The sequence below is a fragment of the Ensifer sp. 1H6 genome (assembly GCF_001976035.1).
Lineage (GTDB): Bacteria > Pseudomonadota > Alphaproteobacteria > Rhizobiales > Rhizobiaceae > Ensifer > Ensifer canadensis.
In genome coordinates this window covers 52,231-77,410 of record NZ_MOAI01000005.1, presented here as the reverse complement: position 1 = coordinate 77,410, position 25,180 = coordinate 52,231, and the positions used below count along the sequence as shown (strand labels likewise).

General features: G+C 60.8%; 18 protein-coding genes and 1 pseudogene. 9 read left to right on the top strand and 10 right to left on the bottom strand.

Annotation, left to right across the window (positions count from 1 at the left end; all coding sequences use genetic code 11):
• Positions 1-98 precede the first annotated feature (98 nt).
• Positions 99-1,049: a polysaccharide lyase gene (locus BKP54_RS07700; RefSeq protein WP_082523806.1), complete on the bottom strand. Its 951-nt coding sequence runs from the start codon at positions 1,047-1,049 to the stop codon at positions 99-101.
• Positions 1,050-1,057: 8 nt separating this feature from the next.
• Positions 1,058-2,407, bottom strand: a complete 1,350-nt coding sequence (locus BKP54_RS07695) for an adenylate/guanylate cyclase domain-containing protein (protein WP_025428527.1) — start codon at positions 2,405-2,407, stop codon at positions 1,058-1,060.
• Positions 2,408-2,796: 389 nt separating this feature from the next.
• On the opposite strand from BKP54_RS07695, the gene BKP54_RS07690 reads away from it, so the two are divergent.
• On the top strand, positions 2,797-4,134 hold the full coding sequence (locus BKP54_RS07690; RefSeq protein ID WP_057211314.1) for a nucleotide sugar dehydrogenase: 1,338 nt from the start codon (positions 2,797-2,799) through the stop codon (positions 4,132-4,134).
• Here the strand turns inward: BKP54_RS07690 and BKP54_RS07685 are convergent.
• Positions 4,124-5,284 carry a DUF3095 domain-containing protein gene (locus BKP54_RS07685; RefSeq protein ID WP_057211317.1) on the bottom strand — a complete coding sequence of 387 codons (1,161 nt, stop codon included), beginning with the start codon at positions 5,282-5,284 and terminating at the stop codon, positions 4,124-4,126. The genes BKP54_RS07690 and BKP54_RS07685 overlap by 11 nt on opposite strands.
• Positions 5,285-5,727: 443 nt before the next feature.
• Between BKP54_RS07685 and BKP54_RS07680 the strand changes: the two genes are divergently transcribed.
• Together BKP54_RS07680 and BKP54_RS07675 are read left to right on the top strand one after the other, a co-directional pair.
• A complete protein-coding gene (locus BKP54_RS07680) occupies positions 5,728-8,262 on the top strand; it encodes an autotransporter outer membrane beta-barrel domain-containing protein (RefSeq protein WP_057211319.1) in 2,535 nt (844 codons plus the stop codon).
• Between the two features lie 378 nt (positions 8,263-8,640).
• Positions 8,641-9,471, top strand: a complete 831-nt coding sequence (locus BKP54_RS07675) for an MBL fold metallo-hydrolase (protein ID WP_025428523.1) — start codon at positions 8,641-8,643, stop codon at positions 9,469-9,471.
• On the opposite strand, the gene BKP54_RS07670 is transcribed toward BKP54_RS07675, so the two are convergent.
• The 6 genes and pseudogenes from BKP54_RS07670 to BKP54_RS07645 all read right to left on the bottom strand — a co-directional run bounded on the left by BKP54_RS07670 (position 9,458) and on the right by BKP54_RS07645 (position 18,254).
• Positions 9,458-10,228: a polysaccharide deacetylase family protein gene (locus BKP54_RS07670; protein ID WP_057211321.1), complete on the bottom strand. Its 771-nt coding sequence runs from the start codon at positions 10,226-10,228 to the stop codon at positions 9,458-9,460. The genes BKP54_RS07675 and BKP54_RS07670 overlap by 14 nt on opposite strands.
• Complete coding sequence (locus BKP54_RS07665; RefSeq protein WP_057211323.1) at positions 10,225-11,322, bottom strand: glycosyltransferase family 4 protein; 1,098 nt, start codon at positions 11,320-11,322, stop codon at positions 10,225-10,227. The genes BKP54_RS07670 and BKP54_RS07665 overlap by 4 nt, the downstream gene beginning before the upstream one ends.
• Positions 11,323-11,412: 90 nt before the next feature.
• Complete coding sequence (locus BKP54_RS07660) at positions 11,413-11,697, bottom strand: hypothetical protein (protein WP_051509226.1); 285 nt, start codon at positions 11,695-11,697, stop codon at positions 11,413-11,415.
• A 231-nt stretch (positions 11,698-11,928) separates the two neighbouring features.
• The gene (locus BKP54_RS07655) at positions 11,929-13,383 is read right to left on the bottom strand and encodes a lytic transglycosylase F (protein WP_057211325.1); all 1,455 of its coding nucleotides are present in this window, start codon (positions 13,381-13,383) and stop codon (positions 11,929-11,931) included.
• A 27-nt stretch (positions 13,384-13,410) separates the two neighbouring features.
• Positions 13,411-15,487 (bottom strand): annotated as a pseudogene (locus BKP54_RS07650) (mechanosensitive ion channel family protein).
• A 181-nt stretch (positions 15,488-15,668) separates the two neighbouring features.
• Positions 15,669-18,254: an SH3 domain-containing protein gene (locus BKP54_RS07645; RefSeq protein ID WP_057211327.1), complete on the bottom strand. Its 2,586-nt coding sequence runs from the start codon at positions 18,252-18,254 to the stop codon at positions 15,669-15,671.
• Between the two features lie 258 nt (positions 18,255-18,512).
• Between BKP54_RS07645 and BKP54_RS07640 the strand changes: the two genes are divergently transcribed.
• The 6 genes from BKP54_RS07640 to BKP54_RS07615 all read left to right on the top strand — a co-directional run bounded on the left by BKP54_RS07640 (position 18,513) and on the right by BKP54_RS07615 (position 23,480).
• A complete protein-coding gene (locus BKP54_RS07640; protein ID WP_025428516.1) occupies positions 18,513-18,971 on the top strand; it encodes a helix-turn-helix transcriptional regulator in 459 nt (152 codons plus the stop codon).
• Between the two features lie 29 nt (positions 18,972-19,000).
• A complete protein-coding gene (locus BKP54_RS07635) occupies positions 19,001-20,872 on the top strand; it encodes a hypothetical protein (RefSeq protein WP_063963375.1) in 1,872 nt (623 codons plus the stop codon).
• Between the two features lie 35 nt (positions 20,873-20,907).
• Entirely contained in the window at positions 20,908-21,132 is a 225-nt protein-coding gene (locus BKP54_RS07630; RefSeq protein ID WP_025428514.1) for a hypothetical protein, read from the top strand.
• Positions 21,133-21,150: 18 nt separating this feature from the next.
• Positions 21,151-22,401 (top strand): YcaO-like family protein, encoded by a 1,251-nt coding sequence (locus BKP54_RS07625; RefSeq protein WP_082523808.1) that lies wholly within the window; start codon positions 21,151-21,153, stop codon positions 22,399-22,401.
• Positions 22,398-23,123: a TfuA-like protein gene (locus BKP54_RS07620; RefSeq protein ID WP_025428512.1), complete on the top strand. Its 726-nt coding sequence runs from the start codon at positions 22,398-22,400 to the stop codon at positions 23,121-23,123. The genes BKP54_RS07625 and BKP54_RS07620 overlap by 4 nt, the downstream gene beginning before the upstream one ends.
• A 75-nt stretch (positions 23,124-23,198) precedes the next feature.
• Entirely contained in the window at positions 23,199-23,480 is a 282-nt protein-coding gene (locus BKP54_RS07615; RefSeq protein WP_128090383.1) for a hypothetical protein, read from the top strand.
• Positions 23,481-23,561: 81 nt separating this feature from the next.
• Here BKP54_RS07615 and BKP54_RS07610 read toward each other — a convergent pair whose 3' ends face one another.
• Positions 23,562-25,139: an ABC transporter substrate-binding protein gene (locus BKP54_RS07610; RefSeq protein WP_084814340.1), complete on the bottom strand. Its 1,578-nt coding sequence runs from the start codon at positions 25,137-25,139 to the stop codon at positions 23,562-23,564.
• Between the last annotated feature and the right edge of the window lie 41 nt (positions 25,140-25,180).

Sequence of the window (25,180 nt, the reverse complement as noted above, 5' to 3'; positions counted from 1 at the left end):
TTGTATCCGCCGCCTCTAAAAAAGACTATCGCAGCTTCAGGGGGCTGTCCAGCTTAGCCCCTTGCAACCACAGCATAGTTTACGGTCGCGTCGCAATCTCAGGGAAGAGGGCAAGTTTCTTGGGGCAGCACGTCGGCGCAGCGCGGCGATCGACGGAAATCGTCATAATAGAGCGTCCAGTCGGTCGCATCGGCCGCGCGATAGGGGCCGAACTTGAAATACTGATTACGGCCGAGCCCCTTGTCAGCATGCCCGACATGGCCCTTGACCGTGATGATCGGCTTACCATTGGCAAAGAGCTCGATATGGCCGGTACCGTCGGCGCCCGGCTTCGTATAAATCGCGAAATCGATCCAGCCCGACTTCGGATCGGGCAATGGATTGCCGTGGTTCTTCACCGTGATCGCATCTGTGCAGGCGTTGAACAGATTGCCGTCATCCGTCTTCCACGCGGGATCAGCGGCCACAAGCATGCGCATCTGGTTGACGCCCGGGCGTCCCCATACCGGCACTTCACCCGGCCTGCAGGCGGCGGCGACCCCGTCCGGCCCGGTGGAAACCGGCGCGATATAATTGGTCTCGATAGTTGCGAACAACTTGCCGAAGTTCATGCGCAACGCCAGGAACGGGCTGAAATCGCCTTCAGCACCCGGGTCGATCTCGCGTTTCCATTGCGCCACGAGATAACGATGATCGCCTGAGGGGATCGGGTCGGCAAACTTCATGGAGAACCCGTACCAAATACCCTGGTCGTAGGGCACCCGCAGCGCCGTCTTCTCCCAGATTTCCGCTCTCTCACTGCAGCCGTCGAGCGAATCCGGACAGATCGGCACGACGCTCAGCTTCAGTCCGCCATTACCGTTGCGCTTGACGATGCTCTGAAACTCGGCCGTCCCCGCGCTCTGCTCGAAATTCTCCCGGTAGTAGAGCCCGCCGTCCGGCGAGAAATCCTTTCCCTCGAACCCGTCGAAAAGCTTGGTTTCCCACGGCTGCGCTGCTGCAACGCCAGTGATGAAGAAGCTCGCGACGATGAGGGCTGCTCGGAACATTGAGGTCCTTACTGAAGCATCTTGTCGATAAGGCCACGCGGCGGTTGCAGCGGGCGGGTGTTGCGATGGAGCAGCATGACATGCTCTGCTTCCGAAAGTCCATCCTGCAAAACATCATCGAGGCGCTCATCCGGCTTTGGCAGAAGCGCTGCCTCATTTGGGTAGAGAATGGTGAATTTCTGGCGCACGCCGCGCAGCTTTTCCTGCCCGAGCGCGGTCCAGTCGCCGCCGCAATAATTGGCGAAAGCCTCGCTGGCGACAACGCTGTGGGCGTATTTCTTCGTCAGGTTCTGCAGCCGCTGCACCTCGTTGACCGCAGAGCCGAAGGCCGAGAACGTCAACCGGTCGCGAAGGCCGACATTGCCGAACATTACATTGCCGACATGAAGCCCAACGCCATAGCCGATCGGGTCACGCCCTTGCTTGCGCCGCTCGGAATTGAGCAATTCCATGCGCGCGGTTGCGGCGCGCACCGCGCCGAACGCCTCGCGCGCGGCAAATTCGGAAGGTTCCTTGTGCCGGCCGCAGGGATAGACTGCCAGGAAACCATCACCGACAAAGCTGAGGATATGGCCGCCGTTGCGGTTGAACGGCGCAGCAATCGCATCGAAGTAACCGTTCAGCGTTTCGATATAGGATTGGCGGCCCTCCTTTTCGGCAAGCATGGTCGAGCGGCGCATATCCGCCATGACAAGGATCGCACGCACCGTCTCGCCGTCGCCGCGCCGGACCTGCCCGCTCATCACGCGGCGGCCGGCGCTCGAGCCGAGATAGGTGGTCAGCATGTTGTCGGCGAGCTTGCCGAGAACGGCCATCTTGGCCGCAACAGCGAGATGGTTCTGCAGGCGCAACAGCGCGCCGATGACGTCATCGGTGAAGCCGCCGTGGCGGTCCGTCGTCCAGGAGCCGACCATACCGTGGCCGGAATCGGCGCCGAGCGACTGCATGAAGGCGATGTAGTCGGTCGCCCCCTGTTCCTTCAGCTCGTCGAAGATCGGGAACTCGGACGGCGTATCCTTGTAGAGGCGCCGACGGACATGCTCGAGATTGTTGTTGAGCAGGTAATAGTAGGGGCTGCGCAGGAATCGCTCCGGATTGAGCGCGAGTTCCTCGTGCCGCAGGCCGCTGACCTCGACGCCCTTGCCGCGCGCCCAGGTGAAGCCGAGCGCGTCATAGAGCGGATGCAGCATGGAAAAGGAAAGGTGCACGCGCATTAACGGCAGGCCGGCAGCTGCCAGCCGCTCGCAGAAGCCCTTGACGATCGTCTCCAGCGACTCGTCGCTGAGCGACGTCCGCATGAGCCAGTCCGCGACCTTGTCGATCAGGATTTCAGATACGTTATCGTTTACCGGGCCCATTTCGCGTCCTCACCGTGACAGACAGTCCAGCACCATGCCCAATTGCGATGGGCGAACGGCCCGACGATGTGTCGGCGTTCGCTCGCGGCGGCTGATGATGATACGTGCCCGTTAAGAAAATGCTCCAACCGATTCCGGCGTCGATGACGTGCAGGCACCCGGAATGCGGCACTTATATACTGCAGATATTGATGGCCCTCTGCAATTTCCAGAGGCGCGCGAATTTTTTGTTTCGCGCCACGGCCACACGAAGATTTGATGGCACGCCAATGCACCGCAGTCAGGGGAAGGCATCCGCGCCACGCTTGACTTGTACCTTGTTTCTATCCAACAAACCACGACATGTCGCCAGGCTGGCGCCTCCCGTTCACAAAAGCTGGAACCGAAAATTGACCTCACCCCATCACGAAAGGCTGCTGGCGTCGATTTCGGCTCGCACGGCCCATGTCGGCGTCATCGGACTTGGTTATGTCGGCCTGCCGCTCGCAGTTGCGGCGGCACGAGCGGGCTTTTCGGTGACCGGATTCGACATCGACCCGGCAAAGATCGTCGCGCTCGACGCGCACAAATCCTATATCGCAGCCGTACCGGACGCCGTGCTGGCCGAGCAGGCGACAGCCGGGCGCTTCAGCTCCACCACCAATTTCGGACAGCTGGGCAGTTGCGATGTCATCGTCATCTGCGTGCCAACGCCCCTGACGAAACACCGCGATCCCGACCTTTCCTTCGTTGAGAATACGGCACGTGCGATTGCAGCAACGCTCAGGGCCAGCCAGCTCGTGGTGCTCGAATCGACCACTTACCCGGGAACGACCGACGGCGTCGTGCGCACGATCCTCGAGGAGACCGGCCTCAGGTCGGGCGTTGATTTCTTTGTCGGCTTTTCACCCGAACGCGAAGACCCCGGCAACCCGGTCTACGAGACGACCAGCATTCCGAAAGTTGTGGCAGGCGACGGGCCGCTCGCCGCAAGCCTGATGGAACGCTTCTATGCCGCGGTGGTCAAAACGGTCGTACCGGTATCGTCCAACGCCACCGCCGAAGCGGTCAAGCTAACCGAGAACATCTTCCGCTCGGTCAACATCGCCCTCGTCAACGAGCTGAAGATTGTCTTCGAGGCGATGGGCATCGACGTCTGGGAAGTGATCGAGGCGGCGAAGACCAAGCCGTTCGGCTACATGCCGTTTTATCCCGGGCCAGGGCTCGGCGGGCATTGCATACCGATCGATCCCTTCTATCTCACCTGGAAGTCGCGCGAATACGAATTGCCCACCCGGTTCATCGAGTTGGCCGGAGAGATCAATTCGGCAATGCCACGCCACGTGGTCAGCCGGCTCGCCGAGGCGCTCGATCGCCATGCGGGCAAGGCGCTCAGCCGTTCGAAGGTCCTTGTCATCGGCCTCGCCTACAAGAAGAACGTGCCCGATATTCGCGAAAGCCCTTCGCTGAAATTGATCGAACTGATCGAGGAACGCGGCGGTCGGTGCGAGTACCACGACCCCTATGTCGCCGAGATCCCATCGACGCGCGAATACAGCGCTCTGAAGGGCAGACGGTCCGTGACGCTCGACGAGCAGTCGATCCGGCAGTTCGATGTCGTGCTGGTGGCAACCGACCACGACCAGGTCGACTACGCCGCCCTTGCTAGCGCCTCACCGCTTATCGTCGATACGCGCAACGTGTTTCAGCGCCACGGCCTGACCGGCGCGCACATCGTCAAGGCCTAGCCAAGGCCGCCTTCAGCTTGCTGGCGGCAACCGCATAGCCGCCTGAGGCTCCGTCCACGAAATGCATGTGATCCCGGCTCATCGGGGTGGGCACGATGCAGGTCATCAGTGCAGAGTCCTGTTCGTGCAGGCCGTAGCGGCCGACGCCGGCCGCCTCGGCCCGACGCAGCCGCGCCTCGATCAAGGCGAGGCGCGCGGCGCTGATATCGATCGTCATCTTGAGGCCGTCATCGAATTTGCGGAAATCGGTGTTGTTGGCGAGATCGCGCCGATAACGGGTCGTATCGAACGTGCCGAGGTTCCAACCCATGCGAAAACAGATGAACAGCGCCAGTGTCTGCAGCGTGATCCACAGGCGCGCCAGAAGCCGCCCTCCACGCGGCGCCCTCGCCCGCGCCTCGGCTTTGATGCCTTGAGTGGAAAAGCGTGGTTCAGGCCCGAGCTCGGGAACCGGATGCGCGTGTCGCTCTTCCTCGTCGGCAAGAGCAACGATGTCGGCGATCAGCGCCTGAAATTCCGGTCCGCTGCCTTTTTCGCCGGGCACTGTAATGATCGAGGCGATCGAGCCGTGTCGTGACTGGATTGGGTTCCATCGGCACGATAGACCTGTGAGATCGGGTCGCGTGCCCGGCGGTGCCGCCTCCACCTGGTAACGCCCCGCCTTCATGGCCGCTTCCGCCCAGCTTGCTCCGCCGCCGGCAAACATGGCGTAGGAAACCTCCTCGCTCGCCTTGAAGCGGGCGACGCGCATGTCGAGGCCATCCGCCCTGATATCTCTGACCGGCACCAGTGCCGCGCGCAACTCGAGCCCGAGTTCTTCAAGGACCCACGTTTTCACCGCGGCAAGCGCCGCTTTCGCGCGCTCCGCCATCGATGCTGGCAGAACTGCCAGTGCCCCGTCGCCTCCGAAAACAAACGGCATGGATTTCTCGTCAAGCCCGTTCATCAGCGCGGAGATGACGCTAGCGCCGGCCATGTTCACGGTCTTGTAGCGGCCCTCGGCGATCGCGCCGGTTGAATTGACGATATCGGCGAGCGCGAGCATCCAGTCGTCCGGTAAGGCACGGTAATTCGTTTCGTCGGCAACCCCTTCGAACGCGTCGAAGAGCGGCACGCTGTCGTAGAATCGTGTTCCACTCGTCTCTGCCATCGATGCTCCGAGCTTTTACCCACTGGCTATGTCGATAGATGTTCCACGCAAGACCGCAAGAAAAAGTTTCAAATCCCGATACCCGTGTTGAGGGAACCTGCGACGACCCCGGCAACGCAAGAGGCCCGCGAAGCGGGTTTCAGCATCAGCCGTCAAAGACCTTGGCAACTGGACGTAACGCCTTGGCAACAATCCTCGATTGTCCGAGTTTCCTCCTAAAATTTTGACGGTTGTCAGGTCTCGGCACCCGTGGCCCTATCCATGTCGCTAGAACAATCGCCGATCATCAGCCTTGGATTGAAAACGGCGTATTGGAGCAGGGGGGGGCCATCATGCATCTTGTAACGCAAGGCCGCCCGGACGGCATACCCCTCTCTTTGCTGCGCTTTCGGCGCCAACGAACGGAGGACTGTCCTTGCCGGCCCTGGCGTCGCGTCGCCCTAATGGCCTCAACCGCGCTCGGCCTCATTCTGATCCAGGACGTAACGGCTAACGCTGCTTGCACGTTCGCCCCTACCGCGGGCGACGACGTCTATGTCTGCGACAGCGGTACGTCGGGCAGCCTCAGCGACCTCGGCGGCAACAACAGCCTCACGCTTCCCGCCGGTGGCACCGGTACGATAAACGGCACCGTGACCTTCGGCCCCGGCGCCGACACCGTCGCGATTCACAGCGGCACCATCACGGGCAACCTGCAACAGGGTGACGGGATCGACGATTTCACCATGTCCGCCGGCGTTCTCCAGTCGCTCAACCAAGGCGGTGGCTTCGACACATTCTTCATGTCCGGTGGCAGAATCGTGAATTTCTTCGACGACGGGGATCATGCGGTCATGACCGGCGGTCGGATCGGCCGCGTCAACATGCTTCTCGCAGATAACGTCTTCGACATGTCCGGCGGTGCGATCGACAACAACCTCGTCACCGGCTTCGGTAACGACACAATCATCCTTTCCGGTGGCACGATCGGCGGCAATATCAGCGTCAGCGGCGGCACGGACAACGTCACCGTGACGGGTGGATCCCTCGCTGGCGACGTGTTGATGAGTTTCGGGGCTGATACGTTTACCTGGGATGGCGGCGGCGTCATCCAGGGCACAGTCGAACTCGGCGCTGACAACGACACCGCGACGCTGCGCAACCTCACAAGTGCGAATCTTGGCGGCACGGACGCGATCACGGGCGGCCTTGGCATTGACAACCTGACACTCGCGAATGTCACGACAAACGGCGTCGCTCGTCTGCAGAACTGGGAAACCATCGCTGCCACCAATGGCACAGTACTGACTTTCGATGGAAATCTGACGCTTGGCGACAGCGGCACCGGAACGGGGACACTTGATGTCGATTCATCAAGCACCCTTCTGGCGGGCGGCACCAATGTCGCGATATCAGCTGCCACAGCCGGCCAATTCGCAAATCTCGTCAACAGCGGCAGCATCGACCTCACGAATGGCGCAGCAAGCACGAGCGACACTTTCACGGTCAACGGCAACTACACCGGCAATGGCGGCCTGCTCCTGCTCAACACCGTGCTCGGCAACGATTCTTCGCCGTCCGACCGACTGGTCGTCTCGGGGGGCACGGCTTCCGGCACCACCGGCATCGGTATCGCCAACACTGGCGGGCGCGGAGCATCGACGTTGCTGGACGGCATCATGGTGGTCGAGCTTACCAATGGTGCAACGGCGGCCGCCGGCGCGTTCGGGCTCAATGGGCGGGTTGCGGCCGGCGCCCGCGAATATTTTCTCTTCAAGGGCGGTGTTTCAGCCGGCACGGAGGAGAACTTTTACCTGCGCTCCACCCTCATTGCGCCTCCGGTTGTCACACCACCGGTGATCGTCCCGCCGGTAGAGATCGTCTCGCCGCCGGTGACGACCCCGCTGCCGGAGGTCGTGACGCCGGAAGTGGTCATCGTACCGCCTGGACCTGGCGTTACGCCCCCTTCAGAGGATGCCACGCCAGTACCCCCCGAGGTGGTGGTTGTGACGATAGACGGTACGCCGACAGCTGTGGAAGTCGTTCCACTCTACCGTGTCGAGGTGCCTACCTACGCGGCCGTGCCGCCCGTTGCCCAGTATCTTGCCCTCTCCAGCCTCGGCACGTTCCACGAACGTCGCGGCGAGCAGGCATTGCTTGACGGCGCAGGAGCGCTGCCGACAAGTTGGGCGCGTGTTTTCGGCCAGAACACCGAAATGGAGTGGGATGGAACTGTCGCGCCGGGATTCGATGGCAACCTGTTCGGCTTTCAGGCCGGTCAGGACCTTTTCGGATGGGAAACCGATACGGGCCATCATGACCGCGTCGGTCTTTTCCTCAGCCACGTCCGCGCCGACGGCGACATCACCGGCCAGGCGCTCGGCTGGAACAATCTGAGCGTCGGCGACATCGAGGTCGACGCAAACAGCCTCGGCGGATATTGGACCCATATCGGCCCCAATGACTGGTATCTCGATGCCGTTTTGATGGGTACCTGGTTCGACGGAGATGCGAACTCCAACGGCGGCACCGGCATCGGGGTTGACGGAACCGGCATTACGGCATCGCTGGAGGGCGGCTATCCGATAGCCTTGACCGAGAGCTGGACGCTCGAACCGCAGGCACAGTTGATTTGGCAACATCTCTCGCTGGACGAGCAACAGGATGCATTCTCGACGACGTCCTTCGACAGCGAGGACGCTGTTACCGGCCGTTTGGGCTTTCGGTTGCAAGGCGACATTCCGACAGAAACGGCAACGCTTCATCCCTACGTCAAAGCCAATATCTGGCACGGCTTCGATGCGGACCAGCGCATAAACTTCGGCTCAGACGCGATCGTCACCAAAGTCGGCGGCACCGCTTTGGAAATCGGCGGTGGTCTCGTTGCAAAAATATCGGAATCGACCAGTCTCTTCGCGACGGCGGACTACACGACCAACCTCGGCGGAGACAAAACGCAAGTGCTGGAGGGGAATATCGGCATCAGCATAAAATGGTGACATCGTGACCAGACGCTGCCGCAAACGTCATGAGTAGAGGCAGAAGCAACGCTTGGGATGTGCCGCTTCATATCCGCTGGCGATTGCAAGAATTCGCTGCATCAGCTCGAGGAGGAGCAACAGCTGCGATGGCCACGTCGCCGGATAAGCTCCCGAAAAGCCTGACGATTGTTGCAAAACGGCCGTTGGCCACTGCCCGCAACAAGGCTTCGGACCACCCGACACAACATCGAATATGCCATCGTCATTTGTGGGCATTGATAAGGTTAATGTCTAAACAATAACCCATGCCATTGCAGGGGGGTGGTCATATGTGCTTGTCTATCAGTTAAGCGCAGGCAACTAGGCTTGCGCGGACAGCGTGAAGCCGAAACAGGAATGCAAGAAGACAATTTTCGAGTGCGGTTCTGGGGCGTAAGAGGGAGTTTGCCGGTATCCGGCGAGCAGTTCCTGCGCTATGGGGGAAATACATCCTGCATCGAAATTCGATGCGGCAAGGAAGTGTTGCTCTTCGATGCAGGATCAGGATTGCGCGAAGCGGGCGCCTCTTTGATTGCCGAAGGCGTCGATAATTACGACCTCTTCTTTACGCACAGCCACTACGACCACATCATCGGCCTTCCGTATTTCAAGCCAATCTACAAGTGTCAGTCGTCGGTGCGGTTCTGGTCGGGGCATCTGCACGGCTTGACGACGACCAAGGAAATGATCCGCGATTTCATGCGGCCGCCATGGTTCCCCGTCGATCCGGATATCTGTCAGGCAAGCCTTGAAGGCGTCGACTTCAAGCCCGGAGACGTGCTGACCCCGCGCGAGAGCGTGACGATCCGCACGACGAGCCTTACCCATCCCGGCGGCTGCGTCGGCTATCGCGTCGAATGGAACGGCCGCGCAGTGGCGCTCGTCTACGACACCGAACACGAACCCGGCATCCTCGACCCGGCGGTCCTTGAGCTCATCGCCGGCGCCGAATTGGTGATCTACGACTGCACTTATCTCGAAAGCGAGATGACGCATTTTCGCGGTTTTGGTCATTCGACCGGGATGCATGGCGCGCGCCTTGCGATGGCCGCCGGCGTCAAGCGCTTGGCAATGTTCCATCACGACCCCGCGCGAACAGACGCACAGCTGGACGCGATGGAAATCGACGTACAGTCCATGTTTGCCGGTGCGTTCGCTGCCCGTGACGGTCAGATCATCGATCTATGAGGTCTTTCGCCTGACGCCACTGGCAACCGGGGTGCCCGGCCGTGACGGTGAAGAGCTTCTCGAGAAAATCCCAGACGGCCTCGTCGTGCACGAGGTGATGGGTCAAGAGACCGACCGTGCGGCCCGACTGATGCTCCTTGCCCTCTATGTCGCCGCTGACCTGCCGCGTGCGCGAGACGATATCGGCAATGATAAGCCCGTGGTCCCGACATCCGCGCGTACCGCGCCAATCCATGACGTCAACATGAGTGTTGACCAGCGGGAAAGGCGACGGCTTCTCCGGTCCGAAAACCGAAAGGGCGGCAAATCCAGCCTCGGGCAGTCGTTGCAGCAGGGCCGGATCGATCCGGTTCCACGGCGGGACGAGCATCGGAATGAAATGTTCGGGAAAGAGCGTTTGCAGACGCTCGACGCCGCATCGCAATTCATCGAGGATCAAGACGTGCGGCCGGTGGGCACCGAGTTCCTGCTTTTTCTCGCCAGGCGGCGCATGATTGCGGTGCGCCCAGCCATGCACCGTCACGCAGACATCGGCAAGGCCGGCGAGACGTCGCGCCAGCGCTTCGGTTGCCGGCGCAGGCGGCACGGCGAGCGTCACCGGCACCGCATGGCTTGCGGCAAGTAACAGAAGCCGGTCGAGCGGAACACTCGGCTCGATGGCATCGTCGTCCCTCAGCCAGAAGTCGACCTTTCGTCCCCGCACGTGCGCGCGATCGAGTTCATCGACGAGTAAGTGCCAGTTGGCATCAATGGTCACGCGGGCTCCTCCAGAAATTGATCGAAAATCTCGCCCAATCGCCGTGCTGCGGCGGGGAAGGACCGCTCTTCGTGGACGAAACGTCGGGCATTTTCGCCAAACCGTTGGCGGGTCTCTGGGGTGTTGATCAGACAGCGGATCGCTGCCGCATAGGCATCGACGTCGCCCTCGGGTGTCAACAGCCCGGTCTCGCCATCCCGCACCACCTCGGGCACGCCCGCTGTGCGCTGCGCAACGACAGGCAGTCCGGCAGCCTGTGCCTCGAGATAGGCCAGCCCATAGGCTTCACCGCAGCCCGGCCAAAGATAAAGCGCGCTTTCACCGAGGATGCCTGGGATGTCGCTCGCATCTTTTTCGCCAAGCCAAATCAATCGGTCTGCCGGCAAAGTGGAAAAAACGTCGTGGACATCCTGCCGGCACGGCCCATCACCCACAACGGTCATCGTCCACGGCCGATCGACAACCAGCGACAGGGATCTGGCAAGCATACGATAGCTCTCCATCTTGTCGCCGCTGCGCATCATCGCCACGGTGACGAGGCGACAACCATCCGCAGCACTGCGGAATGCCCGTGTAAACGGAGCCGTATCGATGAAGGGGGGAAGCATCGCCTGCCGGCAGGTGGGTGCTGCCTCGACCAGGCCATCGCGATCCCGCTGCGTCAGGCAGATATTGACCGCGGCCTGTTCAATGGCGCGCAGTACATGCCGTTGAGCAACAGCGCGAACGCCTTCATTGCGGCGGAAGGAGTAGGAGGCCTCGGCTGTGACGTAGGGAATGGAAAACTCGGCAGCAAGCCCTGGCCCGATCAGATCCGGCGCCTTGTAATAGGGGTGATAGCAAAACCAGACATCAGGTGGCGTTAGGGACTGCCAAAGCGTGCGAAGACGCTCCGTTTCGCTGGCCGCGGCTGCCGCCAGCGACGCGAATTGTACCTCGCTGGCATCCGCCATGAAGCTGCGCAAATCGCTGGCAATCCACACTTCATGTCCCGCCTGCCGCAGCGCGTCGATCAACAGGCGCGCCATCAGCCGGTCACCGGATGGAACGGGGTGGCTGGGGGATTTCAGCGGTGCGTAGAAGGCGATTTTCATGCAGATCGAGCTATCGCGTCTTCGTTTGACACTGTCAACGGCAGCGGCAGTGCAAGCCGGCCTTCGGGCCGCACACGGACCTTAACCGGATCAATTGACAGGTATGTCGAAATAGTCCCTTCGAACAAGCCTGAGCGATCGATCCGGCTGGATAATGTATGTCTCTTTGACAAAGCTGTTCCCGCTCACGAAAGTATGCGGCACCATGCTGCCCACCGGCGCCTTCGTCAGCTTCGTCCTCGGCTGGCCGCCATAGGTGATGCTTCCCGGTATCGGCTCCAGATCCGGAGTGGTGCAGCCGGCCAGAGCCAGGCCCAACACTGCAAGCAGCACCAATGGCCCGCAGGGACGGAACGCGCGTCTCGATACAACCATCACCAAAACCTCCTTCGGGCCGGCCCGGACGAGGCGCTCGTGACCCAGTATCCAGCGCCTCAAAAACGTACGTCATGGTCGCCGCAACATTTCACACTCGCCCAAAAATGCCTTCATCCGATTGATTGAAGGCATCATTCAATAGGCCGGTCGGCACCATCAGGTCCAGTTGGCTTTCGGGTCTCTGTCATCAGGAACGCCTCGGGCCACTCAAGACGACGTGATGCAAATCTACTGCGCACTGGCATTGGCAGCGGCCGAGGATTTTATTGTGGTGGCTTCCTGAGCCTGCTCCGCCAGCAACCCGTAGGCAACGTAGTACTTGTAGATATTGCTGACATATTGAACCGTCTCGCGCCCAACGATCGCGGCCGCGGCATTTTCGACATTGCCGAACCACAAATTCGGATCGAGGCCCATGTCCTTTGCCTTTGCACGGAACTTGTGCAAATTGCCGGGGCCGGCGTTATAGGCCGCGAAGGCGAAGAGCATGCGGTTGCGCGGCGTGACCGCCGGGTCATCGAGATAGGTATCGATCAGGTACCTCAGATACTTCGATCCGGCCTCGACATTCAGGTTCTGGTCCTTGTCGATGCCATGGATGCCGACAGCCTTGTCGGCGGCGGTAGACGGCAGAAGCTGCATGATGCCGACTGCACCGCGCGGGCTGCGCCGGGACTGGTCAAGCTGCGATTCCTGATAGCCCTGCGCCATCAGCATCAGGTAGTCGAAGGAATAGGTACCGCCGTGCTTGCGGAAAATCTCGACCAGCTGCTGGAAGCGCTCCATGTCCTCAGGCGCATAGGCACGCTTCAGCATCTTGTCGCTCTTGTAGTAGGTGTTCTTCAGGATGTTGCCGAAGGTGGTGCCGACCCGGTGGGTCTTGACGAAGGCATCGAGCGCGGTCTTGAGCCGAGGACTATCCTTGCGGATCGCCCAGGCAATCTGTCCGTGATCGGACACAACGATATCGTCACGCATCTTGATATCCGTGAACACCGTAGCCCAGATGCTGCCTTTGTATCTGTCGACCACCGCCCAGGGCAAAAGGCCGGCATTCACCATCTCGAGAATGTCCTCGTCTTCGAGATTGTCGTCCATCTCCTTGATCGTGATCGGCGCGCGCCCAGCCTTGACGAAACCATCGCTCAGCGCGACCAGATGCTCGTGGTAGCTGCTGGACGTACGAACCCGGACTTCCCGGCCGCTCAGATCGTCCAGATTGGCGATCGCCGGCGCCGACGGTCCCGTAACCAGTACTTCCTTGGCCTCGTTGAACAACGGATCGGTGAAGTCAACCTTGGCCAGCCGTGCCTCGGTGATCGTGAGATTTCCCATGACGATGTCGCCAAGGCCTTCCTCGAGCGCCGTCAACAGGTGCCCACGTGCCATCGGCACGAATGCGACCCTTATCTTTTCGATCTCCTTCTTTCGCCCGGCATTCAGCTCTTTTTCGAGCGCCGTTCCGAACTCGACTGCCGTGCCGAGCTGCCGACCGCGATCGATGAAGTAGATGGTCTTGCTGAAGGGCACGATGATCCGCACCAGCCGCCGCTTCTCCATGACGTCGAGATCACCCATATGCGGGGCGATGATCGGCTGGAATGTGCTTTCGTCCGATTGAGCCCATAGATGACCGGTCCCCGCCACGGCGAAGAACAGCAGAAACAATGCGAGGCGTCTCATTGATGGCCTCCCCAGCCAGAGAAAACCCTATTCCGGTGGTGCACCCTCGGCGAGCGCTGCCGCTGCATTCTTCTTGGCGATCGCATCGCGCGTCGCGGCTGCCGCAGCCGCGTTCTGTTCGTCGCCGGCCACGTGCATTGTCGGCGAAGCGAAGGAGATGCCGTTCTTGTCAAAGGCCTCCTTGATCATCGCCTGTGCCCGGCGCCGGACCTGTGTCTGATGTCCCGGCTTGGTCGTCATCGCAAAACTCAAGGTGATGCCATAGTCACCGAAGCTCTCGACGCCCTTCATCTTCACCGTCTCGATAATCGTCGGCCCCAAGTCGGGATCATCGAGAAGCGCCGCGCCAATGCCCTTCACCACCTTCTTCACCTTGGCGATGTCGGCCTCGTAGGACACATTGATCATAAACTTGTCGATCACCCAGTCGCGACTCATGTTCTGAACCGCACCAAGAGACCCGAACGGCACGGTGAAGACCGGACCGCGATGATGCCGCAGCTTCACCGAGCGTATGCTGAAGGATTCCACCGTCCCCTTGTAGCTGCCGCTTTGAATGTACTCGCCAATGCGGAAAGCGTCATCCATCATGTAGAAGATCCCGCTGATCACATCCTTGACCAGGGTTTGAGAACCAAAGCCGATGGCGACGCCAAAAACGCCGGCGCCGGCAATCAGCGGGCCGATCTGAACGCCAAGGCCGGAAAGCACCATCAGCAGCGCCACCACGAGAATGAAGGCCGCAAGGAAATTGCGCAGGATCGGCATCAGCGTCAGCAAGCGGGTGTTGCGTGCGCGTTCGGAGGGGTCAGTCGTTTCGACGGTAGCGTGCTTGACGCGCAGGCTGATCAGGCTCTTCGTCAACTGCCATATCAAGTCAGCCGCGAGCAGAATGACGACACCGGCAAGCGCACCACGGAAAATCCGATTGAAAACGTCGTCCTGGACCATCATCGCTGCGTTGACGCGGAAGACAAGCGCGAGCCATCCGGCCGCCAAGGCAATGATCGCCAATCTGGCGCCGCGTTCGATCAGCACATTGCGCATGACGCGCATATCGTCGTCCGCCGATACATCCAGCATCGTGCGGGCAAAGGCACTGGTGAAGCGCAGGAGCGGCGGCAAGCCGATGAAGTAAAGGCCGATCCAGAACAGAACCCTCATGTCGGCCACCCACAGCACCCAAAGCAGCACCAGGAAGGAGACCAGCAGAATGTTGCCGACCACACGGCGCGATCCTGTGGTTGCGGCTGGTCTCCTCAGCACGGTGAGGATTGCAAGTGCAAGCACGATAAGACCGAGCGCGGCAGCCACAAGGTTGCGAACGTCGGGGGCGACAGAAAGGGCCTGCATGGCGTCGCCGATACCCCAGATGGCGGCGGCGGCACAAATGATTGCCACTGACGAGCGGTACCAAAAACGCGCATCCTCAGCCGTCAGCGAGAGATAGCCGGCTCGACCGGATGGATCGGTCGCATCGACCGCTCCACCAGACATTACTGCGGCCCCATTGGTGATCAGCAAGCGGGCTCCGATCCAGGCAACCAGGAGCGGCGCGATGGTTTCTTCAAGCCGCGATGGCCACTCAGCGACGGCGAGCACGGCGGTCGTGGCAATAGCGAACACCAGGAGCGGCAGCACCTTGACCAGAATCGTGCGCGCCGCCCCGGTCAAGGCCGCCGAACGCAACGTCCGCCTCAAAAGATAGCGTAGCGCGTATTCGGCGCCGTACCCGACCAGCAAAATCAAGAGGAATCCCTTGAGGATCGGGGCGAGCCATGGTTTTCCATGTCTCCAGCGAGGCGGATGCGCGCCGCGTCGAACTCGGGGCCAATGCGCGGCACGGCGTTGGTGATGCCGGTCAGATGGTGGCGGATCTCAGCCGTCCAGCGGGCCGCAAATCCGGGCTCCGGCTTGGCATCGGCCGATGTCGTTGCCGCCGGCGCGGTCGCACCGGGCGCCGCCGGCTGCTTGGTGGCCAACCATTGCCGCACTTCCGGATCATGAGCAGCTCGATCAGTTGCTGAACCTTGGCCGGCTCCGCAGCGGACGTGGAGCCTTGGCTCTGCGCGTGGCTTGCGGACGCAAGTCCTAGGAACACCATCAAGAAAGCGAGAACGCGGGCCATCGGCCCCCAGAATCCACGCAACGAACTGACACCGACCATGCTGATCATACCCCCAACGACCGGCGAGAGCCGATCGATTCCTGTTCTCATTTGCACAAACGCTAACACAGTCCCCGACGTTTATACCAACTTCCGTTTTCGGTGCACATTTCTGCGGTCAACGGCGCCGGAAACCACCACCACCGTGGAAGCCACCACCTCCGTGAAAACCACCGCCGCCGGAGAATCCGCCGCCGCCGCCGTGGAAGCCACCGCCACCAAATCCGCCGCCACCACCGCCAAATCCGCCGGGGCGATCGAACCCGCCCCCTCCGAAGCCGCCGCCGCTCGGGAAATTCAACGGCCGCTGGTCGAAGGACTGATGTTCGAATGAACGCTGATTGCCGATCTGGCGGCCCGCACGGTCGATTGCCAGATGGTCGGGTGCACGGTCACCAATCGCGCTGCCGTCGCCGATCTGACCGCGATTGTCTATGCGCTTGTTCAGGTTCTGCGCCGCATCCGGGTGCTGGGTCGCGAACTGCTGGCCGGCTTTCTTCGCATCCTGAATCGATGGCTTTTGAACCGGTTGCCATCCGTCGGGCGTATGCTTCTGCCATTGGCCATCGTCGCGGCGATAGACATTGCCGTCGCGTCCGGCATAGACGTCGCCGCCCTTGCCTCCTGCGACAAATCCGTGGCTGCCATCGGACGTGCGCCAATGCGCACCGGCGCCGCCAGCGGTCGACCCGCCGCTGATACGGGCGAAGTCCGAGCCATGCTTGACGGCGGCCGTCCCCCAGCTGCCGTAAACATTGTTCCCGCCGCGAGCAATTGCAGCGTTGCCGGTACGGGGATTATAGGCTGCGACAAAGCCGCGTTCACCCGCAGGTCCATAGCCTGCCGCACCGCGGATATAGGTGCCGGTGCGTGGATTGTAGGCAGCGCCGGCAGCGATGCCGCGATAGGGGCCATAGGCGTAGCCGTAACGACCGAATGTGCCTACCGCCGGATTGTAGAATGCGCCGACGCCATAGGTTACCGGGCGCGGATAATATGGCCAATAGCCGCCACCGGCCCAGCCGTAGTCCCAGTAGTCGTCATAGTACCAGCCGGTGCCGTAGACGAACGTGTCCCAGGCAAGATACGCGCCGAGATACCCCATGGTATATCCGAACCAGACTGCGTCCGGCTCGGTCTCGTAGATCCGGACATAGGTGGCATTGTAGACAGGCGACGACGGCGGGATCGTGTAGACTTCGTCCGGAACGGCCTTCGCAACGGTGAACGGCCCGGTCGGCGTATCGCCGACAAACCACACTCCATCCTTCAACACGAAATACTTGTCGGCAACCTTGATGACCGTCTCATTGGTGTTGACGGCGTAGGTGAGCGACGTTCCGTCGATTTTCTCGAATTTCGGGTCTCCGCTATAGGCGACGTCAACCTTGACCGAGCCGTCCAACGAAACGCGAGCCTTTTCGGGGATGCTCGCCTTCAGTCGCGCTTCCGCATTCTCCGAGGTGCCGGGAACCGAAGAGCGGACCGTATAATAGGAGGCATCCTCCGGAATATTCTGGAAATCCTGTGGAAGGTTAGGCGTGGCGAAGGTCCAGGGACCATCAAGCGACGCGGCAGAGAACCAGCGGCCGGAGACAAGAACGTACCAGTTCGAATCCGCGGGCAGATAGAAGACATCGCTCTCGGTGTTCGTCGCGATCTTCAGGCCGATCCCGGGCACCGCCTCGAGCTTCGGTTCACCGTTGAAGACGAGCAATTCTGACGGCTTGTCGGAATAGATGACCTTTGGCGTCACGCCCTCACCGGTGGCAAGCGGGATTGCCGCCCTGGCGTCCTTCCAGTTGTCATCATCCGGCAACTTGCCGAAGATATTCGGCAGCGACGTTGCGGCCTGCCAGCCGCTCGACAGGTCTTTCGACTGCAGCCACGCCTTTTCGTTGCGAAGGTAGTAGGTGCTGTCGGCGTCGAGCTTGAACAAGTCCCAATTGGTATTGACGGCGAAGGAAAGACCCTCGACGGCCTTGACCGGCGCAAACACCGCCTTGCCGTCGGTCTGGACAAGCACCGCCGGCTCCTTGCTGACATAGATCGGCGGTGGATCTGCTTTCAGCCCTTCGACATTGCCGAGCCGCTCATAGTCGGCAAGGCTCGCGGTCAGCTTGTCCTCCGACAGCGTTATCGTGCCTACAGGCATCAACTTGCCGACTTCCAGTGCCAGGTCGGCGAGTTCCGGACGATCGAGAACCGAGAAGTTGATCTCGTTGACCTTGATATCGGAGACGACGACCTCGTCCGAGCCACTGTCCGTCACGGTCTTGCCGGTGACGCCGATGACGCCGAAAATCGGCTTGGCATCGTCGGACTGCTTGTATTCGGCGGCGATCAGGGCGTCGAGATCGACGAAATTCTTCCAGGCGTTCACCTGTGGCTGGTAGAGTGTGATCGTCGCTCCCTTGTCGGTCTTGTAGGCGCGTGGCCAGCCAAGGGCTTTCGGATCGGCAGCGTTCAGATACTTGCCGCTGACGAAACCGTCCTTCCCCTCAAAGCTGACGGCGCACCAGGTGCCGGAATCGTCACATTCCTTGACGTCGACCTGTCCGCCCTCGTCTATCTTCCCCATGCTGTCGAAGCCGGTGCCGGGGCCTGCCCGAAAATTGACCGATGCAGTCGTCGTGGCCGGACCAGCCAACGCCGGCGCAGCGGCTATGGAAAGTAGCGTCAAGGTCAAGGTTATTCCGCGCATCTCGCATCTCCGACGTTGCCGAAATGGACTTCGTTGCAGGCGGGCATGGCCCACATTGCTCAACAGCAACCCGCTGCCCCGGCCGGGCGCAAGTACGTAACAGTAACAACGGCCGTAACGCCTGCCATCCAATGGGGAATGAGTCGTGCCATACAGCGCAATTATCCGTGTTTTGGCGCGTAGTGATTGCATCGAGTCATTTATTCGAGCAAACTCATATGTATGATTTGGTCACGCCTACATGCGGAGGAAACACACGTGAACACAAAAGCACCCAGCCAGATTGATGTCTTTGTCGGTTCCCGCGTCAGGATGCGTCGGTTGATGGCCGGGTTGAGCCAGGAAAAGCTCGCAGACGGCCTCGGAATTACGTTCCAGCAGGTCCAGAAGTACGAAAAGGGCACGAATCGCATCGGTGCCAGCCGGCTGCAAGCCATCGCCGACGTTCTCGGCGTTAATCCGAGCTTCTTCTTCCAGGAAGGCGAAGAGGGTGCATCCCCGAGGGCAGGCCTCGGCGATGTCCGCGAGCCGAACGAGATCTCGTCCTTCGTCTCGTCAAAGGAGGGCATTGCGCTCAATCGGGCCTTCCTGAAGATTACCGATCCGGTCCTGCGCAAGAAAATCATCTCGCTGGTGGCTGCCGTCGCACAGACACCCGAGGCGGAAACAGTCGCAGCCCACGGCAGCACTGCGCCCGCCCCAGACCTGCATGGATAGCCGCCACCGGTTGCCGATGAGATAGCCAGATGAAATTTAGATTGCAGACCCTCGGGCGATTACGTCTCGTTGACGAAGACGACTGCGATGTCGCTTTCCCTGAGAAGGGTCTGCTCATTCTCGCTCAGGCGATCGCCGGCGGCCATCGCGAGCAATCCCGAAACGAAGTCGCCAAGCTCTTGTGGAACGAAGTCGTTCCGAGCCAGGCCTTGGTCAATCTGCGCAAGACAATCTCCCGCATCACGTCGCGTCAGGAAGAACTCGGCCACACGTTCCTCAGTTTTTCGCCATCGACTGTTCGGATGCAGCCGGATTCGATTGCGAGCGACCTCGACGACATCGGCCGGAACGCCGAGCAGGACGCGCTATCGCGCTTCCAATGGGCCGGGGAGAAATTCCGTGACGATTTTCTCAAGGATTTGAAGTCGCAGGGCCGAGCGCTTCACGACTGGATCGAGCAACGGCGCGCCGATCACGCAGCCCTGCTGCGCGAGTGCCTGATCAATGCGGCCGAGATTGCGACCGGCCCGGATCGAAAGCTCGTCAGGTCCGCTGCCGTCAAGCTTCTGGAGAAGAACCCCGACGACGACGAGGTTCGCAAAATCCTCAAGACCGTCCTGACGCTGGAGGGCCGGCACTATGACACGCGCCTTCTTTCGGGCGGCGGACTGGTGGCCGCAACCGCCAAGGCGGCACCACCGTCTAGCTTGACCAACACCCAGCTGCTGGAGACCATGGGCGAAACCCGTCCGCCGCGTGTGGTACTGCTGCCGCCGGGTGCCGGCAATGCCGACGCTGCTGCCACGCTGTTTGCTCACTCCCTGATCGAGGACGTGACCATCGGCCTTTGCGCGCTCCGCTCGGTTTCGGTGATAGCGCCCTACACGGCAGCGCAGATCAGCCTGCAGGCGGACAAGGCCAGCACCTACGAACAACACGCCATCAGCTATATCCTCGATACGCGCCTGACGAACGAAGGCAGCCGACAGACACTGTTCACGCAGCTGATCTTCTTTGCCAACGACGAAGTGATCTGGGCCGATCGCTTTACGCTCGATGACGATGGCTTGATGAGGTCACGCCAGGAGATTGCGCGACAGATCGCGTTTGCCATTGCCAGTCAGGTCGAGCGCAACGAGACCATGCGCAAGACCTATGAAAGCAACGGCAGTTCCTATCGCAGCTACCTGCTCGGCCAGCGTTATCTCAAGCAACTCAACCTGCCGGAGGTTCGGCGTGCTCGAAAGAGCTTCCGCGAGGCACTCAGCCAGAATGCCGATCTGGCTCCGGCGATGAGTGGACTTGCGCGAAGCTATTTCGTCGAGTGGCTTCTGACTGCCCGCGGCGACAGCGAACTTCTGGCGCTTGCCGAACAGCACGCCCGTGATGCGATCGCCATCGACGATACACTTGCGGCGGGCTACCGCGAGCTCGGTGTCGTCAAACTCTACAGCCGGCAATTCGACGAAAGCATCGAATTCCATGAGAGGGCCGAAGCGCTCAGCCCGCAGCATGCCAATGTGATTGCCAGCTACGCCGATACGCTTGTACAGGCCTCGCGCCCGGATGGCGGCCTGCGCAAGATCGAAGCGGCAATCAATCTCAACCCGATGGCTCCGGACGAGTATTTCTGGACCGCCGCCGGCGCCTGCTACTCACTTTCTCAATACGATCAAGCACTTGACTATATCGAGCGCATGCGCGATCCCACCCCGGCCGATCGTCTCGCCGCGGCGAGTTGGGGTATGCTCGGCAATCGCAAGAAGGCAGGACAATACGTGCGCAAGACGTTTGAGGTCCACCCGGACTTCAACCTGGACAAATGGATTGCAATCGTTCCGTTCCGCGAGGAATGGCAGCGAACCCATTACTGCGAAGGCCTGCGCAAGGCCGGATTCTAAGTATCATCACCACATGAGGGACAAGGGGAAAGATGATGACGACGACTCAGGTAGTTGTATTTGGCGTTGAGGGCGACGATGGCCTGTGGCTGGCCGATCTCGGGACGGGAACTGTCACACGCATTGTAGATCCGCTCACGGGCGCCCTGGCTTCGGCCAATGAGCACAGAAATGCCGGCGCCACGGTGGTCAAGGGCGTCAACTTGGCCGTGCGTGCAAACTCCGCGGGCTCCGTGTCCGGCGGGTTCATGGACGGCTGAGTCTCAGCGCGCTTGCGCATGGTTTCGGCCACACATCCAGATCGGGCGAGCGAAAGCCGCCCGATTTCAGACAGTCCCTGCATTGCAGATCATTACTCCGACCGCGTCTGCGCGCCCGAAGAGACCTTCGCGCGCGTCGCTCGTCTGTTGCCCTCATTCGGCATCAGCAGGCTTGCCCGTCTGACCGGGCTCGATAGCATCGGCATACCCGTCTGGAACGCGGTTTCGCCGAATGCGAAGTCGATCGTCATCAACCAGGGCAAAGGCATCACCGATATCGACGCGAAGGTATCGGCGGCGATGGAAGCGCTGGAGCGCGCGGTCGCCTGCAACCCGTCAGCACCAACAACGCACGCGACGCGGCGTGCATTGCTGGAAAAGGGCGAAAGAGCGCTCACCCTTCCGGGCCTTGTAGCGGCCGGCGAAGCCGATCTTGACGATGACGAAGCAACGGCGTGGCTGCGCGGCTTCGACCTTCTCGATCAACAGGCGACCTTCGTTCCACTTCAGGCGGTACTGCTCGATCGCACGCTCGAGCGCTGCCGCTACTGGCAGTCGTCGGACGGGCTTGCCTCCGGCAACACCGAAAGCGAGGCAGTTCTGCACGGCCTGCTGGAGCGGATCGAACGCGATGCCGAGACCCTGTGGCGGCTGCTGTCCCTGACGGCGCGACTGCGCACCTGCATCGACGCCGATCTGCTCGACGATCCCATCATTAACGACATGACGCGCCGCATTGCTGCAGCGGGCCTGACGTTCCGCCTGTTCGACATGACCAGTGACATCGGCATCCCATGCCTGACCGCCGTTATCGCGGATGCGGGCATTCTGGCGGCGAAAGAGCCGCGTTACCATGACGTCACCGTCGGGCATGGCGCCCATCCCGATCCGCGACGTGCCGCAATCCGCGCCATCACAGAGGCGGCGCAATCGCGTCTCACATATATTAGTGGCGCACGCGACGATGTTTTTCCGGAAACCTTCACACGCAGGCTGCCGCGCGAGACGCAGCAACTGTTCGAGGCAGCGCCGGGCGCACACAACCCCCTCGCCTCGGTCGCTGGCAACGGAGCCAACTCGCTGCTCAAGCACGTGCTCGAAGCGCTGAAGCACGCCGGTATCGGGACTGTCGTTGCGGTTCCACTACTCGCCGCGCCGCTACCGTTCTCCGTGATAAAAATCTTCGTACCGGAACTCGAAAATCCGGACGGAGCACGCAAGCGCCGTTTTGGCGCAAGGGCACTGTCGCGCGCGCTGGAGGTCGCATGAAGATCCTCTTTGCCGGCCCGACCTTGCCGGACGCGCAAGCGCTCATCGACACCGACATCGTGTTGCGCCCGCCAGCCGTACAGGGCGACATCCTGCGCGCCACGCAGGACGGCGCCACTGTCATCGGGCTCGTCGACGGTCACTTCGAACAGGTCGCACCCGTGTGGCACAAGGAGATCCTGTTCGCGTTATCCGAGGGTGTGCGCATCTACGGCGCCGCCAGTATGGGCGCGCTTCGCGCCGCCGAATGCGCGACCTTCGGCATGATCGGCGTCGGCAGGATCTATCAGCAATATGCGACGGGCGAGCTTGAGGACGATGCCGATGTCGCCCTTCTCCATGGCCCGGCGGAACTGGGCTATCTGCCCTTGACCCTGCCGCTGGTCAATGTCGTGGCGACCCTTGAAGATTTGCGCGCACGCCAACAGATCGACGCGGCGTCTGCCGCGCAACTGCGGATGGCGTCCGCCGAGATCTTTTACAAGCACCGCAACTGGTCGGCGATCGTGGCGCGTGCCAACCTTCCACCCACCACGGATTTGAAACGGATAGAGGCGCTTCTCACAACCGGCTCGGTAGACCAAAAGCGCCTCGATGCCCTCGATCTGCTCGACATTATGCGCTCCGCCCCCGCCCAAAAGACGAAGGCCCCGGGAGGCTGGGCATTCAATTCTACAAGCCTTTGGAAGCGGTTGCTCAATCAACTTGTCGCTTCATCCTAAGAATGCAGATTTCCCATGCAACGTGTGTCACGCTGATGTCACGCGCATCAATAAAAAGTCACGCTATGATTTGCCATGTTGAAGCGGATCGGGCCGATCCGTAGGGAACTGGGGAAAATCATGCAATCTTCGATCGCCATGTCCTTTGAACCTGAAGACAAGGAGAAGGAGCTGCTCGCGCTGGCCCGCCTTGTCACCTACGCGCGCGATTCTTCGCGCACACTGAATGTCGAAGGTGTTCAATATTGCCTCGAGCTGGCGCTCGCCGCGCTGCTTAAGGAAGTCGAGGAATGCGGCGACAAGACCGCACTGCTGACCAACGAACTCATGAGCCGCGCCAGCCTCGGAAACTGCTGAGCAGACGAGGTCGACTTCAATTTCGCTGGTGGCACAGAAAAGGGCCCTGCTTCGCGCTCCCGCAAAGCAGGGCTTTTCATTTTAATCGGCCTGGCAATCCCACCAGAAGCGCGAAAAGTTCAGGTCCCAGCTCTGCATCGGGATATAGGCGTAACCCTGCAGGCATTTGCTTGCTGCATAACGCTGAGACTCCACCGTCAGGAATACATCGGCCTGTGCATCGGCGACCTTGCGCTGTATCTCCTTATAAAGATCGTTTTGCGTGGCGGGGTCCAGCGTCTCGCGTGACTTGTCAATCAGGGCGTCGATCTCAGGATCCTGCAGCCATTCCATCGAGGCCCAAGTGCCTTTCGCCTTGGAGTGATACTGCACATAGAAGACGCTGTCGGGTGACGGATAGGTCGGGCCGTAGAAGACCTGCGTGGTCGCCGGCGTCGTCTCGACCTTGGCCGCCAGTTCGGTGATGCGGTTCCACGGTTCCGGCTTGATGTCGAGTTCGATGCCGATCTGCTCCAGATTGGCCTGCATCAGCAGCGCCATATCTTCTTCGAAGGCCAAGCCCGTGACATAGGTATGGCTGAGCTTGATCGGCCCCTTGCCGGCATATTTCGACTTGGCGAGTTCTTCCTTCGCCTTCTCCAGGTTGTACTCCGGTGCAGGAAGGTCGTTGAGATAGGCGTCCTTGAACACGGATGCCAGCGGTCCGTTCATCGGTTCGCCGGGATGAATGACGTTGCGCACCGTTTCATAGTCGGTTGCGAGCGCAATCGCACGCCTGACGTGAATATCATCTGTCGGCGGCACCTTGGTGTTCATCTTGATGTAGAAGCCGGTTGCCGTCGTGCCGCGCAGGATCTTGTAGCCCGGCATCTTCTCGATCGCCTCGAAGGTCTCGTTTGCCTGGGCGCGCGCCGACATGCCGAGTTCGCCCTTGGCCGCGAGCGCCTTCACCGTTGCTTCGTCATGGGTGATGACGAAACGGATCTCGTCGATCGGCTTACCCTTGCTCCAGCCGCCGTGATAGCCCTCGTAGCGATTGACGACCATCTGCGAAGAACGCTGCCAGGATGAGAGCATGTAAGGCCCGGCGCCGGCCGGGTGATCGGCCAGATAGCCCGTCCCCCACTCTTCCTTGCTGTTTTCCCTGATCAGCTTTTCGTTGAGAACAAGGATCAGTGGCGTGTTGCTGATGAACGGCGCGTAGACTTTCTTCAGCCCGATCTCGACGGTCCGGTCGTCGACGACCTTCAGCTTGGCCGGGTCGACGATATCGGTGAAAAGGTAGGACGGGCCTTCGTTGATCGCCAGCAGGCGCTTGACGGTGTAGACGACATCGGAGGCCTTGACCGGCGTGCCATCCTGGAATGTCGCACCTTCCTTCAGCTTGAAGGTATAGGTCTTGTCGTCGTCTGAAACGCTCCAGCTTTCGGCAAGCTCCGGCACCACGGAGCCATCAGGGTTGACTGTCGTCAGGCCCGAATAGAGGTTCACGGCGGCCATGTATTCCGTGTAGTCGTTGATCTTGCCGGGATCGATGGTGCCGAATTCCTGCGTCGCATTGACGACGATCGACACCTTCTCCTGAGCCGCGGCCGGGGCGGTGAGTGCCGTTGTCTGCACCAGCCCCAGAAGCAGCCCTGTGATCAGTGTTCTCTTCATGTCTCAGTTCCCTTTTCGTTGATTGTCGTTGTTTTCGAATC